Source organism: Nocardia sp. CWNU-33, from assembly GCF_046764895.1.
Taxonomy (GTDB): Bacteria; Actinomycetota; Actinomycetes; order Mycobacteriales; family Mycobacteriaceae; genus Nocardia.
Window position 1 is genome coordinate 1 of record NZ_JBKOQN010000032.1, and the last position, 14,008, is coordinate 14,008.

The 14,008-nt window shown below is 65.6% G+C and carries 14 protein-coding genes and 2 pseudogenes; 6 read left to right on the forward strand and 10 right to left on the reverse strand.

Annotated elements, in window-relative coordinates:
• Positions 1–123 precede the first annotated feature (123 nt).
• Positions 124–1,950 (reverse strand): sugar-binding protein, encoded by a 1,827-nt coding sequence (locus tag ACLMAL_RS30980; protein WP_412002309.1) that lies wholly within the window; start codon positions 1,948–1,950, stop codon positions 124–126.
• Positions 1,951–2,263: 313 nt separating this feature from the next.
• On the opposite strand from ACLMAL_RS30980, the gene ACLMAL_RS30985 reads away from it, so the two are divergent.
• Positions 2,264–2,830: a nicotinamidase gene (locus ACLMAL_RS30985; RefSeq protein WP_328403039.1), complete on the forward strand. Its 567-nt coding sequence runs from the start codon at positions 2,264–2,266 to the stop codon at positions 2,828–2,830.
• A 420-nt stretch (positions 2,831–3,250) separates the two neighbouring features.
• On the opposite strand, the gene ACLMAL_RS30990 is transcribed toward ACLMAL_RS30985, so the two are convergent.
• From ACLMAL_RS30990 to ACLMAL_RS31010, 5 genes and pseudogenes are all read right to left on the reverse strand, one after another.
• Positions 3,251–4,162 carry a haloalkane dehalogenase gene (locus ACLMAL_RS30990; RefSeq protein WP_412002310.1) on the reverse strand — a complete coding sequence of 304 codons (912 nt, stop codon included), beginning with the start codon at positions 4,160–4,162 and terminating at the stop codon, positions 3,251–3,253.
• 26 nt (positions 4,163–4,188) lie between these two features.
• Entirely contained in the window at positions 4,189–4,632 is a 444-nt protein-coding gene (locus ACLMAL_RS30995; RefSeq protein WP_412002363.1) for a TIGR03618 family F420-dependent PPOX class oxidoreductase, read from the reverse strand.
• 380 nt (positions 4,633–5,012) lie between these two features.
• On the reverse strand, positions 5,013–5,369 hold the full coding sequence (locus ACLMAL_RS31000; protein WP_412002311.1) for a vWA domain-containing protein: 357 nt from the start codon (positions 5,367–5,369) through the stop codon (positions 5,013–5,015).
• Positions 5,370–5,421: 52 nt separating this feature from the next.
• Positions 5,422–5,505: pseudogene (locus tag ACLMAL_RS31005) on the reverse strand (hypothetical protein); the annotation flags it as partial.
• Between the two features lie 437 nt (positions 5,506–5,942).
• Positions 5,943–6,665: a hypothetical protein gene (locus ACLMAL_RS31010; RefSeq protein ID WP_412002312.1), complete on the reverse strand. Its 723-nt coding sequence runs from the start codon at positions 6,663–6,665 to the stop codon at positions 5,943–5,945.
• 353 nt (positions 6,666–7,018) lie between these two features.
• On the opposite strand from ACLMAL_RS31010, the pseudogene ACLMAL_RS31015 reads away from it, so the two are divergent.
• The 3 genes and pseudogenes from ACLMAL_RS31015 to ACLMAL_RS31025 all read left to right on the forward strand — a co-directional run.
• Positions 7,019–7,157: pseudogene (locus ACLMAL_RS31015) on the forward strand (nitroreductase family deazaflavin-dependent oxidoreductase); the annotation flags it as partial.
• 86 nt (positions 7,158–7,243) lie between these two features.
• On the forward strand, positions 7,244–8,011 hold the full coding sequence (locus ACLMAL_RS31020; RefSeq protein WP_412002313.1) for a hypothetical protein: 768 nt from the start codon (positions 7,244–7,246) through the stop codon (positions 8,009–8,011).
• A gap of 316 nt (positions 8,012–8,327) precedes the next feature.
• A complete protein-coding gene (locus tag ACLMAL_RS31025; protein WP_412002314.1) occupies positions 8,328–9,098 on the forward strand; it encodes an MHYT domain-containing protein in 771 nt (256 codons plus the stop codon).
• Between the two features lie 93 nt (positions 9,099–9,191).
• Here the strand turns inward: ACLMAL_RS31025 and ACLMAL_RS31030 are convergent, their stop codons facing one another.
• Both ACLMAL_RS31030 and ACLMAL_RS31035 read right to left on the reverse strand, forming a co-directional pair.
• Positions 9,192–10,214: an esterase/lipase family protein gene (locus ACLMAL_RS31030; RefSeq protein ID WP_412002315.1), complete on the reverse strand. Its 1,023-nt coding sequence runs from the start codon at positions 10,212–10,214 to the stop codon at positions 9,192–9,194.
• A 77-nt stretch (positions 10,215–10,291) separates the two neighbouring features.
• The gene (locus tag ACLMAL_RS31035) at positions 10,292–10,939 is read right to left on the reverse strand and encodes a PadR family transcriptional regulator (RefSeq protein WP_412002316.1); all 648 of its coding nucleotides are present in this window, start codon (positions 10,937–10,939) and stop codon (positions 10,292–10,294) included.
• Positions 10,940–11,207: 268 nt separating this feature from the next.
• Here ACLMAL_RS31035 and ACLMAL_RS31040 point away from each other — a divergent pair, with 268 nt between their 5' ends.
• Positions 11,208–11,897: a TetR/AcrR family transcriptional regulator gene (locus tag ACLMAL_RS31040; RefSeq protein WP_412002317.1), complete on the forward strand. Its 690-nt coding sequence runs from the start codon at positions 11,208–11,210 to the stop codon at positions 11,895–11,897.
• Between the two features lie 48 nt (positions 11,898–11,945).
• Here the strand turns inward: ACLMAL_RS31040 and ACLMAL_RS31045 are convergent, their stop codons facing one another.
• Positions 11,946–12,500, reverse strand: a complete 555-nt coding sequence (locus tag ACLMAL_RS31045; RefSeq protein ID WP_328403059.1) for a TetR/AcrR family transcriptional regulator — start codon at positions 12,498–12,500, stop codon at positions 11,946–11,948.
• A 100-nt stretch (positions 12,501–12,600) separates the two neighbouring features.
• On the opposite strand from ACLMAL_RS31045, the gene ACLMAL_RS31050 reads away from it, so the two are divergent.
• Entirely contained in the window at positions 12,601–13,446 is an 846-nt protein-coding gene (locus ACLMAL_RS31050) for an NAD(P)H-binding protein (protein WP_412002318.1), read from the forward strand.
• Positions 13,447–13,481: 35 nt separating this feature from the next.
• Here ACLMAL_RS31050 and ACLMAL_RS31055 read toward each other — a convergent pair whose 3' ends face one another.
• Positions 13,482–13,856, reverse strand: coding sequence for a hypothetical protein (locus ACLMAL_RS31055; RefSeq protein ID WP_412002319.1), 375 nt, complete (start codon positions 13,854–13,856; stop codon positions 13,482–13,484).
• Between the last annotated feature and the right edge of the window lie 152 nt (positions 13,857–14,008).

Sequence of the window (14,008 nt, forward strand, 5' to 3'; positions counted from 1 at the left end):
CGCTAATCCGAAATACCGGAGACCTCACCCATATGCCAACGCGGGCAACAGCTTCCATCGAGCACGCTGATGGGGTGGCACCGCTGCGCGGAGCCACCCCATTCACTCACTTCGAGACAGAACCTAGCGTGCGAGTCTGGGCCGCGGGCCGCCCGCGATCGGCACTCCGGTACGTCTGGTCTGGGCCAGCGACGCAGACGAGTCGGCGCTACGCGCGGCGGTCTGCGGAATGGCGGGCGGCACCTCGGGCGTCGAGGGGTCCGCTGGCGGTCGGTAGCCGACGAGTGTTGCGGTGCCCCACACGTAGGGGTCTGCCTGCGCGCTGCCAAATGGCGACCAGGCCAGGCGGATCTGGCCGGTCTTGTCGTCGGTGTCGGAGTCGTAGACGAGGATGTTCATCGCGAACTTGGTGGGATCGACCGCTGCGGGAAGCCCGTTGAGCGGGATCTTCACCTCGATCGAGTACCCCCGGTACGGCTCGGTGACCATCGCGGCCACCTGCATCCCCGGCACCGCCTCGCCCGCCACACCCTGATGATTGTCGGCGTCGCGCTCGGCAGCTGGGCCACCTCGGCCTGCCGTGTACGGCAGGATGCCGGTCTTGAGGGTGGTCGAGGTGTCGTCGGAGTCGCCGCGTGGGTCGAGGGCGATCTCGATCGAGTCGGTGCGCCAATGCCGCTTGATGTCGTCGGCCGCCAGTTCGGCGCCCTTTCGGTCGTCGGTGACGTTGACCAGCACGTACAGGTCGTCGTCGTGCCTGACCAGCTTCGCTGTCGCCGCGCATCCGCCGCCACCCTCCCAGACGGCGAGCGGCAGTTCCGGCCCCGGATACTCCCCGGGTCCCTCGACGCCGTTGAGGACAGGCGCAGCCGCAACGGCCGGGATCGTGGTGCTCGGATTCGGTGGATAGTTCGGCTGGACCCGGTTGGCCAACCACGGCAACCCGACGCGGTCCGCCCAGTCACGGAACTCGGCGTACAGCGGCTTCAGTCCGGTTTGCCGGTGCACGGCCGCCTGGACGAACCGACCGTCCGCGGCCAGCACGGTGAACCAATCGGAACCGAGCTGCCCTGGGTCCGACGACACTTGCGCAGGCTTCGCGGCGAAACCCTGTGTCAGATAAAGCCGAGTCGCGTCGCGCTCGACCTGCGCCCAAGTCGTGTTGTGTTCGTGCGAGCGAGTGCCGGACCACACGCCGATGACCGGCAAACCGGTGTCGGGATCGGTGCGTCGCTGTTTGGGTGCGTCTGGCCCGAGCAACGAATCGAACTCGTAGTTCTGGGCAAGAAGCCTGCTGGGATGCCACGGCGTCAGCCCTTCATCGGTGATCTGCTCGGGATACGCCAGTGGATCCCCTGCCAGTCGGAACGCCTCGATGCCGAGACGTGCCGAGAGTTGGTGGCCGCCATGCTGGTTGAACGGCCGGGGGTCCATCACCACGATCGTGTGCGGCGTGGTCAGCCGCACCAGCCGCACCAGTCTGGCCATGGTGTCCTGCTCGCTCCAAATGCGCGCGGTCAGCGGCGCGGAGAGGGTGTACCAGAAGTCCGGCTTGTCGAGGTAGTAGATGTTCTCGACCCCGGCCAAGGCGGTCGCCTTGCGTTCCTCCATCTCCCGGATCAGACCCAACTCCGGCCCTTCCTCCAGTCCGACGGCATTGCCGCCACCCTCGCCACGCGTGACGGTGACGACGCCGATGCTCCAGCCCAAGTCTTCGTGCCACTGTCCGAAGGTGGACAGGTTGCTCGATTCATCGTCCGGATGTGCACCGACGAACAACACGTCGGTATGAGCCGGATCCCGCGCCGCGTCCACCGTGTTCCGCTGAACGTCCCGCCCAACGCTGTTCGAGGAAGTGTCCCCTACCAGCCAGGTCGCGGCCAGGGCCGAGGCAAGGACAGCACGCCGACTCAGCCTGCCCCCGAAGCCGCCCGCTCCCCCCTGCGCCATCCAACCCTCCAGTCGTCCCACATACCTTGTCGCACATCGGTTGCCGTCGAATCACAGAACAAGTGATCAAGGGCCGCAATCCACCATCGTGCCCCAAGCCTGATCATGCAGCAGACCGGGCGGTGTGCGGCTCCCGTACAGCGGATTCAGGTTATCCCCCTTGCACGGCGCGAGGCGTCGGCCCACCCCGCTCGAGGGCTCACGATCGGTGGTCGTGAGCCGGACGCCAGCGTATTCGGCGATGTGCACTGGTGATTACCCTTACACTCGGTGCGGGCCGAAAATCGTTGCGGGACCGATTTCAGGAGGCACCATGAGCAGAGCTCTCATCATCGTCGACGTACAGAACGACTTCTGCGAGGGCGGTTCGGTGGCCGTCGCAGGCGGGGCCGTGTTGGCCGAACGGATCAGCGAGTATCTGCGCGTCAGCGACTACGCCGCGATCACCGCCACCCGCGACTACCACATCGACCCCGGTGCGCACTTCTCCGACAACCCGAACTTCGTCGACACGTGGCCGCCACACTGCCGAGCCGCCACCCCCGGTGCCGACTTCCACCCGAACCTGAACACCGCGCCGATCGACGAGGTCTTCTTCAAAGGCGCCTACGCCGCCGCCTATTCCGGGTTCGAAGGCGCCACCAAAGACGGCACGGGCCTCGCGGACTGGTTACGCAACAAGGGAATCGACACTGTGGATGTCTGCGGCATCGCCACCGACCACTGCGTTCGCGCCACCGCCTTGGATGCCCGCGTCGCCGGGTTCGACACCCGGGTGCTCCTGGGCCTGTCCGCCGGCGTCTCCCCCGCCAGCATCGATCGGGCCCTGGACGAACTTCGTGAGGCGGGCGTAAAGATCGCCGTAGACATCGAGAGTTGATTGGGACACCCCGGGTGACCGGGCGCGCCACCGGGACGCGGTACGGGCACGTTGGGACGTAATGCCACGCGTACAGGCACCCGGAATTCGAGCACGCGAACCTGGTCATCACGTCATCCGCCGACGGCGGTGGGGTGGGCGTAGCGGCTCCGCGAAACCGGCAGGCCGCAATCGGACCAGCACAAGAACGCTGCCGCACCCTCGCCGATCTCATTGCGCGCTTTCGCGGACATGCGTTCACGACCGGGGAAGACCGCTGCGAGGAATCGATGGACCAGCCGACGATCTTGCGGGAGAACAACGTCGAGCCCGTCCTAGAAGGGTCGCGCAGAGGTCCCTGGAAACAGCGATTTTCGACGGTTTGATCTACACCGGTTCGGTGCTGAGCTACTGGAGCTCACGGCAACGGAGCCACCGAACCTATCGCGCAGTCGCGCGGACAAAGTCGACAACAACTGCGGCGAGTTCTTCGCCCTTGTCCTCTTGGAGGAAGTGCGCTGCGGAGGTGATGGTGACCGGTGGATGTCCGGCGGCACCAGGGATTTTCGAGCACAACACCTTATCTCCGCCGCGGGTGATCGGATCAGAGTCCGAGAAAGCACACAGGAACGGACGCTCGAAGGTCTCCAAGGCAGCCCACGCGGCCCGGTTGGCGGGCGCAGCAGGATCCTCCGGACTGACCGGAACCAGTAGCGGGAACTGGCGGGCGCCCTGCTTGTAAGTGTCGTCAGGGAACGGAGCATCGTATGCGGCGATCACCTCGGGGGTGAGGTCGGTCAGGCAGGCACCGTTGACGATCTTCCCGGCTTGAAAGTTGGGCGTCTCCTGACTGAAGCGACGCCAAGCCAGGAACGCATCGCCGGGATGGCGGTCACCTGTCGGCAGAAACGTGTTCGCGGCGACGACCCTTGCGAAACGTTCGGAATATTCACCGACCAGACGCAGACCGATCAATCCACCCCAGTCCTGGCACACCAGGGTGATCCCGTCGAGGCCGATCGCCTCGACCGCAGCCCAGGTCCACTCGACGTGAGCCTGGTAGGTGTAGGCGTCACGGTCGGCCGGCTTGTCGCTGCGGCCGAAACCGACCAGGTCGATCGCGATCGCGCGCAGGCCGGCCGCCACCAGGACCGGGATCATCCGCCGGTACAGGTACGACCAGGACGGTTCGCCGTGCAGCAGCAGCACGACCTCCCCATCGGGCGGGCCTTCGTCCAGGTAGTGCACCCGCAGCATGGTCCCGTCACCGGCCGCCACCTCGACGTAGTGCGGTTCGAACGGGAAGCCGGGTAGCCCTGCGAACCGCTCGTCGGGCGTCCTCAATATCCGCATGGCCCAATCCTTTTCGCCGAGAAGTGCTAGCTGCCGTTGCTGTAGACCCGACTCGGTTCGACAAGAACTACGGCGCGACGTTCCGCTGCCATCACCCGGTCGTACTCGTCCCAGTCGTCGTGCTCACCACCGGCGGCCGTGAACACATCGCGCAGAAGCAGGCGCACCCCCTCGGCGTCGATCCATGGCTCAGGATCGTCGGGACCGACGATCTGGGCGCTGCCCTCGACCGTTGCCCATGCCCAGCCTCGCCGAAAGGTAGTGGTTACCTGCGGTCGGACACGGAGATTGGCGAGTTTCACCTTGCCGTAGGTAACGAAGCCCAGGACCGGCTCGCCCGACACCGGATGAACAAGCAGCCCGACATTGACCACCGTGGACTGGATGGTGTCGTCGGATCGGAGGGTCGAGACGACGGCGAGCCCGTTCTCATCACGCGCGAGCTCCGCCGCCTGTGCCAGTGTGGTCATCACATCTCCCATGGTTGTGCCCACCAGATCGTCGCATGCTCCGTTGCGCGCTCGCCAGAACAACGCTCCGGCCGTATCCCAGCCCGGCTGCCGCTCCCGCCGCGAGCCGGCCTCCTCATCACCAGGCGATGGCGTGGGCAAAGCCGGAACGAGAGCGAAACGACCGGGGCATCCCGGCGGCATCATCGCGGCCGCGAACTGCTCGACGGAGTCTTCGATGTCGCTCACCACCGAAGACTCCGCCCCTTTCGTCTTCGCTGCCCCGCGCCAGCCGCGCGATCGATAACCGTCCGGCTATCGTCCCGGTGGGGTGGTCCGGCGCCGCCAGAGCATCAGGCCGCCGAAGACCAGGCCCAGCACGGCGACCCCGCCCACGATGATCATCGCCGAGCCGGTGGTGGAGATCCCACTTGTGCGCGGGACTTCGCATCCACCCCGAACCCGATCGCGTGGATCACGACCTTGACCCCTTGTTGATTCAACTCGCGCGCCACCTCACACGGATCCGGTGGCGCACAAGTGTCTTCACCATCGGAGACCAATACGATCGACCGCGGACCCGACTGTGGCAACGCCTCTGCGGTCTTGCGCAGTGCGGCGCCGATGGGTGTATAGCCACTCGCCTCGATCCCGTCCACCGCGGATGTCAACGCACCCCTGTCGATGGTCTCGGCACCCCGTAGGAACCGCACGTCCCGACACCCGGTCGCCTTCTCCGCATCCGACGAACGTCCCATACACGGTCAAACCGACCTTCGACTCGGCCGGCGCCACACCCACGAAGGTCCGCACCGCCGTCTTGGCCGCGTCCATCTTCGACCCACCACCGGGATCCGCCGCTTTCATCGACCCCGACCCGTCCAACACCAGCATCGTCGGGGCATACGCCGGCTCCCCTCCTGAGCCTGCACCGGGAACGCGACCGACGACATGCCGACAACCCCGGCAGCGATCAGCAGCAACTTCGCGAATCTCGACATAATCTCCAACGCCCGTGTTCGAACAAGATCAGTCGACCTTACGCACGCGAACCGGGAAAGCCAGTCACTTGTCATGAAGGTTGCAGATCGACAGGGCCAGGGTCAGCGGGGAATCTCGGCTCATCCCGAACTGCCCGAACGTTCCCAACGGGTATTGACAGCGATACTCGCCGGTGCAGAACGTGGTGGTCATTTCCCCGTCCGGACACGGCCACGCCCACGGGCGGTTTGGCAAAACCGTTCGTGTGGCCGTGAGATTGAGACCCAGCCCGATTTTCGGCGAATGCTACGGCGCCCCGAGGCCGACGCCGCCCGAAGCGAGCGCGGCCATTATGAGCCGGGGCGGGCCGCCTGATGGCGTGCCGCATCGTACTGCTCGAAATATGCCTCGCCGACGACGAACATTCCGCGTTGCGGCAGCCAGAAGTCGCCCAACCTCGCCTGCTCGGCCAGCGGCCCCGGAGGACCGATATCGATGCCATCGATCCGTGCCCTACTGCTCTCGACGGTCCACAGCATCCGCGGATTGGCCCGGAACCATTGACCGTTCGGGGAAGTGCCACTGAGCCGCACCCGCCCGACGCCCAGCGCCGGACCCGCAACCCGCGACATCAGCGACAGGACGGCAGGGCTTCGCCACAAAGCTGCAGGCAGCATGCGACCGAGACCCGTCATTGCCGCCGTCGCCGCCGATCGTCCCAGCTCGAGATCCCACATGAGCCTGTCGGGCACCTCCACGGTGAACGCGGACGGACCCGTCCAGGTTATCGAGATGTGTTCAACCCGTGCGTCTTCGAGTGCCGAGCCGAAATAGCGGGCGCAGCTGGCCTCCGGGGAAAGACTGCTGTAGATCACCCATTCACCGGCCGGGTCTCGATGCCACACCGAGTCGTACCCGGCACCGAGCGAGCTGGCAGGGAAATGCCGCATCGCCAAGTAGTGGCCGCTGGTGAATGGCATCCCCATCAACCCGTAGCCGGAAAATCGCTCCTGATCCTCACCCGATGGGAGCGCTTTGTCGATTTCTGCGATCGATCGTGGGCTGTCGGTCATCGCCAGCCTCCTCGAGGAGTGGACCTGTACCGGTTATCTTACGTGGAGCGAAGGGCGGCCGACCGACGCACAAACATCCTGCGATTCGATGCCATTCCGACGTGCTGGCCGGGTGCTCACGGTGTCCGGACCGGCCGCGATGACACAGTTACTCACGCGATCGGTTCCTACACCGCATCCGCCCCGGCGACGGAGCGATGAGCGAGATGATGTTGGCCGCCACCCGCCACGAGCGGCTGCGAATCGAGTTGGGTCACCCAAGTGCGTGCCGCGATGACCGGATGGTTTCGCGAGCAATTCTCGACCGGCGCCCCGAGGCCAGCGCGGCAGTGGTGCTGGCGCTCGTCGAACCGGTGCGCGCGCCGATCCGGCTCTACCGAGCCGGGCTCGGGTTCGTATTCGGCGCGCGAAATGCTGATGCTGCAACACATCGGGCGCAAATCCGGCGAACGCCGATTCGTCGTACTCGAGGTCGTCGACCAGCCCGCGCCGGTTTCGATTCGCTGATCTGTCCCTGCGAACCCCGCGCGCAGCCAGTCATAGCGACGAAACCTCCGCCGCTTTGTTAGCGTTCCGCCATGCCAGGCAGCGGTGACTTCCGTCCGTTCCGAGAAGTACTCGCTGAACTGGATGCGGCGTTCGCGCAGGCGAAGCGACCGACACGCATCGACGCCTGTCCCTGCTGCACCACGGCCGAAGAAGTCGCCGTCCTGCTGAGCAAACCACGAAGGATGCTGGGCGCTGACGATCTCCAGCACTACGCGACCAGTTCGATGACGACGATGGGGTCGGCCGCGGACCTGCGGTACTTCACGCCGCGCATTCTGGAGCTGTGCCACACCGGCGCACTGAATTGGCCCGATATCGAGATCGTGTACGACCACCTGCGTCGCGCCGACTGGAAATCATGGCCGGAGGCGGGCGTCATAACCGAACTGATGGACGCACTGTGGGACGATGTTCTCACCGAATACCCGGCATTCGAGGATCCCGCAGCGTTGTTGTGCGCGTTGGGAAGAGCAGCCGACAGCGTCGCCCCATATCTGACGAGCTGGTCGCGGCTGGAGACTTCCGCAGCCATTCATCACCTGCGTGACTTCCTCATCGACGACGTCGCTCTTCGGCACGGCGCACTGGTACCGACCAATGCCTTCTGGGACCCCACCGGCAACCCGCACAGCGAGGTTGTCCGGTGGCTCAACAGCAAGGGAACCCGCCAAGCTATAGACCGAGCGTTCACCCGTACAACAGACGCTGAGCTGCTGGAGTTGCTCGCCGAATCCCACGATGTGCTGACAGTTGTGGACGCAGATTCACGGCCCAAGCCGGGTCGACCGTCCGGCTGAGCCGACCCCGAAGCTGGTGATGCCAGCAGGCGACCAACCCACGCCGATGACAGGCCGACCGATAACCATCTCCGCCAAGAGGCCGATCTTCGTCGAGCCACAGGTGGCAGCGCGCCTTGAACATGGAAGCGCACGGTTTGCCCACGCCATGGGCGTGATCAGCTACCGAGTCGCTGGCCGCGCCTCGTCCTGACCAGGCCGGGCTCTGAACTTTACTTTCCTTTCGGAGGAACTACTTCCTTTTTATTTGCTCCCGGGGGTAGCCTCCCAGTTGCAGCTGCCGCTATCGAAGCACTCTGCTGGCATTGGAGTTCGTGTGCTGGAAATTCATCACTTCAGCTATGGATTGGTCACGCCCGTCCTCGCTTACGTCATGTCGGTCGTCGGTTCACTGCTGGGCCTGCGATGCGTGGCCCGGTCCCGGATCGGCGCCGGACACCCGGGCTGGCTTGTTGCCGCGGCGGTCGCGCTCGGCGGCACCGGGATCTGGGTCATGCATTTCATCGCGATGCTCGGCTTCTCGATCAACGGAGCGTCGATCCGGTACAACGTGCCGATCACATTGCTCAGTGCGATCATCGCGATGGCGGTGGTGTGGATCGGGCTGTCGATCGTGAACCGGCGGCCCAAAAGGGCGTCCGCACTGTTGGGCGGTGGCACGGTTACCGGCCTAGGTGTGGGGACTATGCACTACTCGGGCATGTACGCGATGAATTCCGACGCAATCATCGACTACGACATGCGAATAGTGGCGCTGTCGATCGTCATCGCGGTGGTCGCGGCGACCGCGGCGCTGTGGTTCACCCTGCACGTGCGCGGTTTGTTCGCCACCGGCGGCGCGGCCCTGATCATGGGGGTGGCGGTGTGCGGTATGCACTACACCGGCATGGCCGCCATGCGCGCACACCATGCGATGCACCTGCCCCCGCCCTCGGGCGCCGGAGCAATGCAGCTGCTGACCCCACTGATCACCATCGTCAGCATCGTGGCAATGGGACTTCTCCTCCACCTCGGCGTCACCAATGTGGGCGAATTCGGCGAGACAGCGGACGACACGGCGCCCCATGGCTACTGGCCGACCCGCTGAGCATGTGCCCAGCCGCTCCACCCGGCCCAATATCCGTCTGCCGACCCCGCGGACCCTCGCCCGGCCCGACGGGGCGCCATTCGTGCGCTGCGATCAGGAGTTTCCGGCGATGATCACTTCGGGGATGCCGGTGCCGAGGGCTACGGCTACGCAGGTCGGCGCAGCTGCGTGTGCCGGATCCAGCACGGTGAGCAGCAGTTGCTGCACGAACGGGTCGTAGACCATATGGAAATGACCGGTCAGGTCCGCGGGACACAGATCCTGTAGGGCGATATTGCGCGCGCCGGGACCGTGCAGCGCAATGTTCTCGAAGGGCTGGATCATCTCGTCGACCCGACTGCCGATGGTGGTGTACTGCACCCCGGGGACCGTGTCACCGCCGGCATTGAGTTCGATCATGAGCGGCGAACCCTGCGCCTGCTGCACCGCCGCCAGCGAAGTCACCAGCTGAAATGCCTGCAGCGCGCCGGGAATCGCCTGCGCGACCGGCACCAGTCCGTACATCACCCCGCCATAGCTCGGGGACGCGATGCCGACCCACTGGACGACCTTGGGTGCGCCGCCGAGCTTGTTGATGTAGAGGCGAGTCACGTTGGCGCCCTGGGAGAACCCGACGAGATCGACCTGCGTCGCTCCGGTGGCGGCGAGCACGTCGTCGACGAACGCACCGATCTGGTGCGCGCCCAACCACAGATCCTCGGTTCCATAGCTTTCCGCACCCGGCTTGCCGCCGTAGTTGAGCGCGAAAACGCAGAAGCCTGCCGCAGTGAGCTGCGGCGCGATGGCCGACCAGTCGGAGTACGCGGTGGAATCGGTGCCGTGCGCGAGCACCACCGGCCGTGGGTGGGCGGCGGTCGGAGCGCAGCCGAAATCGTTGGTGCCTGCGGGAACCGCGTTCGGGTGCGTCTTCAGATACGTCGCGGCGGCCAGGTGATCCGGTTGCGGCGGAGCGGGTTCGGTGGGCACGTCCGCAGGCCGATAGCCCGCAGGTTCAGCCCCTGCTGTGGTAGGTGCCGCGCCGGAGCCGACGATGACGGCTCCGGCCAGTGCGCTGACGAGCGCGACACGACACAATTGTGAACAACCCCAACCCCACAATCCACCTAACTGTTCCATCTCACAATGATCCACCCGAAAGGGTGGGGAATGCGCGCTGGGAAGAGGTGTTTCACACTTCTGTTAGCTAGCGACGGCTATGACTTCTCAGGGCTTTCATCCTCGGCGAGGATGCGGTATAGCGCCTTGCGCGCCTCGGTGAGCACCTCGGCCGCCTTGGTCGCCTGCGCGGGAGTGCCCGCCGCCGCGACCTGCCCGACAGCACCCATCAACTGGCCGACCAGCCCGCGCAGATCGATGGCCTGTGCGCCGACGCCTTCCTTGATATCTGCCCACGGGTCGCCGAGCTCGTCCCGATTCGCCGTGACGTACTCGGTGCCGGTTTCGGTGAGCTTCGCAGTCTTGCGACCCGCCACCTTCTCGATGAGCACCAGACCCTCGTCCTCGAGCTGCGCAAGCGCGGGGTAGATGGACCCCGGGCTCGGCCGCCAGACGTCGTCGCTGCGCTCCCTGATCTGCTGGATGAGTTCGTATCCGTGCATCGGCCGCTCGGTGAGCAGCAGCAGCACGGCCGCACGCACGTCACCGCGCCGACCTCGGCCACCGCGGCCGCGTCCACGGCCGAAGTGCGGTCCGAAACCGGGGCCGAAGCCCGGACCGAACTCGGGACCGAAGCCGTGCCGCCCACCGCGACGATGCTGATGTCGCTCAGGTCCACACTCTTCTACCCCTGGCCGGTTCCATCGGCCACGCCGTCCGAAATCTCGTTGTTCCCTGCTTTGCATGATTGCCTCCTCAGACTTTCGCGTTCGGTTCATATTATCGACGATATATCGACAATGCATCGCCGACAAGAGTGAGGGCCGACACAAACCAACCGGACGGATAAAACAAGAGGCCGCACACCGATTCGATGCGCAGCCCTGAGACGAGCGGCGTACCGCTCTCCGCCCAACAGTCAGCTCCCCCGGAAGCCCGTCGGAACACGACGTGATAGCCGGATATGACCCCTTGGCCTGATAACAATGTTATCCGCAGTAGATTAACGCAGCTATGGACGGCAGTCGGCGTACAGCAGATCCGGACCCACGTCAAAAAATCATCGAAGCGAGCCTGCGGCTGCTGGAAGAAGGCGGCACCGAGGCGCTACAGGCCCGCCGTATCGGCGCCGAAATCGGCGCCTCGACCATGGCCGTGTACACCCATTTCGGCGGTATGCACCGGCTACTGGAAGCCATCGTCGCAGAAGCACTCGCCCGCTTCAGCGCGGCACTCGAGGCCGCGCCCGCCAGCGACGACCCGGTGGCGGACCTCTTCCGCATGAGCCAAGCCTATCGCCAATACGCGCTGGCAAGTCCGCAGCGCTATCGACTGATGTTCCGGCTGGCCACGCCACCGAAACCGGGCCCGAAGCCGACAGTCTCGGCCGGCCGGGACACACTGCCGGTCGGCGACACCGGTTTCGACGGACTGATTCGAACGGTCGAGCGAATCATCGCCGCCGAGCGGATTCGCGACGGTCCCGCGACCGACGTAGCCGGCCGGGTTTGGGGGTTGACCCATGGCATGGTGATGCTCGAACTCGCCGGCTATCTCGGGCCAGATGGACCGAGCGTCGCCCACGCTCTCGACGCAACGATGCTCGACCTGCTCGTCGGCATGGGCGACGAACGCGATCGCGCGACACGGTCGCGGGCGCGCGCCATCGCGGACATCGAGCACGCGCGCGTCGCCGACGAATGACCCCACCACATCTGAATCATCCAGGCGTAGCCGTGGGCCGGACCGAGATCACGACTGCAGTCCATCGATCCAGCGCTCCAGGCGAAGCCCCTCGGTGCGCATGAGCTCGGGGTCGCGGAAGGTGTTGGTGAGCAACGATATTCCCTGATACGACGCGACCAGGGCAACCGCCAGCTCGCCCGCATCGCTGCGCCCCATCGCTGCGAATTGCCGCTCGACCCAGTCGATCAACGCACGCATATTCGCCGCCGACTCCCGATCGAGGCCGTCGGCGCGCTTGCCGAGCTCGGTGGCCAATGTTCCCGTGGGACAGCCGAACTGAGCGGCCACCTCGCGCTGCTCGACCCAGCCCCGCACCAGCGCCTGTAACCGCTCCCGCGGCTGCTCGTGTTCTTCCAGCACGACGATCAGATCCTGGAGTGACCGCGCGTGCGCGCCGAGCGCTGCCTGGACCAGCTGATCCTTCGTTTTGAAGTAGTAGTACACATTGCCGACCGGCACCTCCGCGGCGGTGGCGATGTCGGCGATCGTCGTCTTCTCGACGCCCTGCCGATGGAACACCTCGGCCGCCGCAGCGGCCAGCCGCTCCCGCTTGCCTGTCATGCGCCCGCCTTCCTCCGAGTTAGTTATTCAACTGACTATAGACAGATTTCGGATTGTAGGCTACGTTTCCGTTAGTCAGTCAACTAACTAAAGAGTCGAAGTGATCGTTGTAACCGGAGCAACCGGCAATGTCGGACGCACCCTCGTACAGACCCTCGCCGCGGCGGGCGAACAGGTGACCGCAGTGTCCCGCGGAACCACGCCGCCGGCACTACCCGACGGCGTACGCCACCAGCGCTCCGATGTGACCGAGCCCGAAACCCTCGCCCCCGCGTTCGCAGGCGCGAAGGCGCTCTTTCTGCACGACACCGGGACCAGCGCCCATCTGATGAACCCGCGGGCCATTCTCGAACTCGCGAAATCCGCCGGAATCCAGCGGGTTGTGCAGCTGTCCTCGCAAGGCGTCGCCACCCGACCGGAGTCGCCTTCGCACGGGCAGTTGGGACGATCGATCGAGGAAGCTGTGCTGGAGTCAGGGCTGGAGTGGACGATCCTGCGGCCCGGCGCCTTCGCCTCCAATGCGTACGCCTGGGTCGAGTCGGCCCGCACCCAGCGCACGGTCGCGGCGCCTTTCGGCGATGTCGGCCTGCCGGTCATCGATCCGGCCGACATTGCCGAAGTTGCCGCGGCAGCTTTGCGTGAGGACGGCCACACCGGGCAGATCTATACGTTGACCGGTCCCGCCCTCAGCACACCGCGCCAGCGGGCCGATGACCTCGGTGCCGCACTCGGCGAGCCGATCCGTTTCGTCGAGCAGACCCGCGAGGAGGCGCGCGCACAGATGGCGCAGTTCATGCCGGAACCGGTCGTCGAGACCACGCTGGCCATCATCGGCGCACCCACTTCGGCGGAGCAGCAGGTGTCCCCGGACGTCGCAAAGGTGCTCGGGCGCGCACCGCACAGCTTCGCGGACTGGGCTCGGCGAAACATGGTCGCGTTCAAGTAGTCCGGCTTGTTGACAACGTTCGAGGGCGAACGCTGTCAACTCGGTCGTAGGGCAGTGCGAATAAACTGCTCACCCTTGCGATCCCGGACATCGACGGCAAGGGCGATCAACTTCTCGTCGACTTCCTCGATCGCGAACGGCTTCTTGTCGGCGACAGCGCGTCTGCGGGCCCGCAGCAGGGCGCTGACATCGTCACCGACTCCGGGCATGCCATCGATCCAGCGGGAGAATTCCGCGCCGAAGGGATCGTCGCGATCCAGCCAGGGATAGCCGTGCTTGCGGAAGGCCGCCGCGATGTCGCGGCGGCTGAGGTCGGATGCACCGAAACGAGCCAGCCGCAACCGGTTTCGGTCGACGAGGACCAGGTCGGCGCCCTCGCGGAACACAGCGTCGACCTCGGCGCGTGGCACGTATCCATTGCCCAAGTTCCGGCAAACTTCGGCTACACCACTACGACGAGGAACAGTAAGACGCGGCGACAGCGGCGACCGGCAGACCGGGCGGCACAGCGCACGACTGCCGGCGGGCCAGCGCAGATGCCGACGGCAGGCGGCAGGCGGCG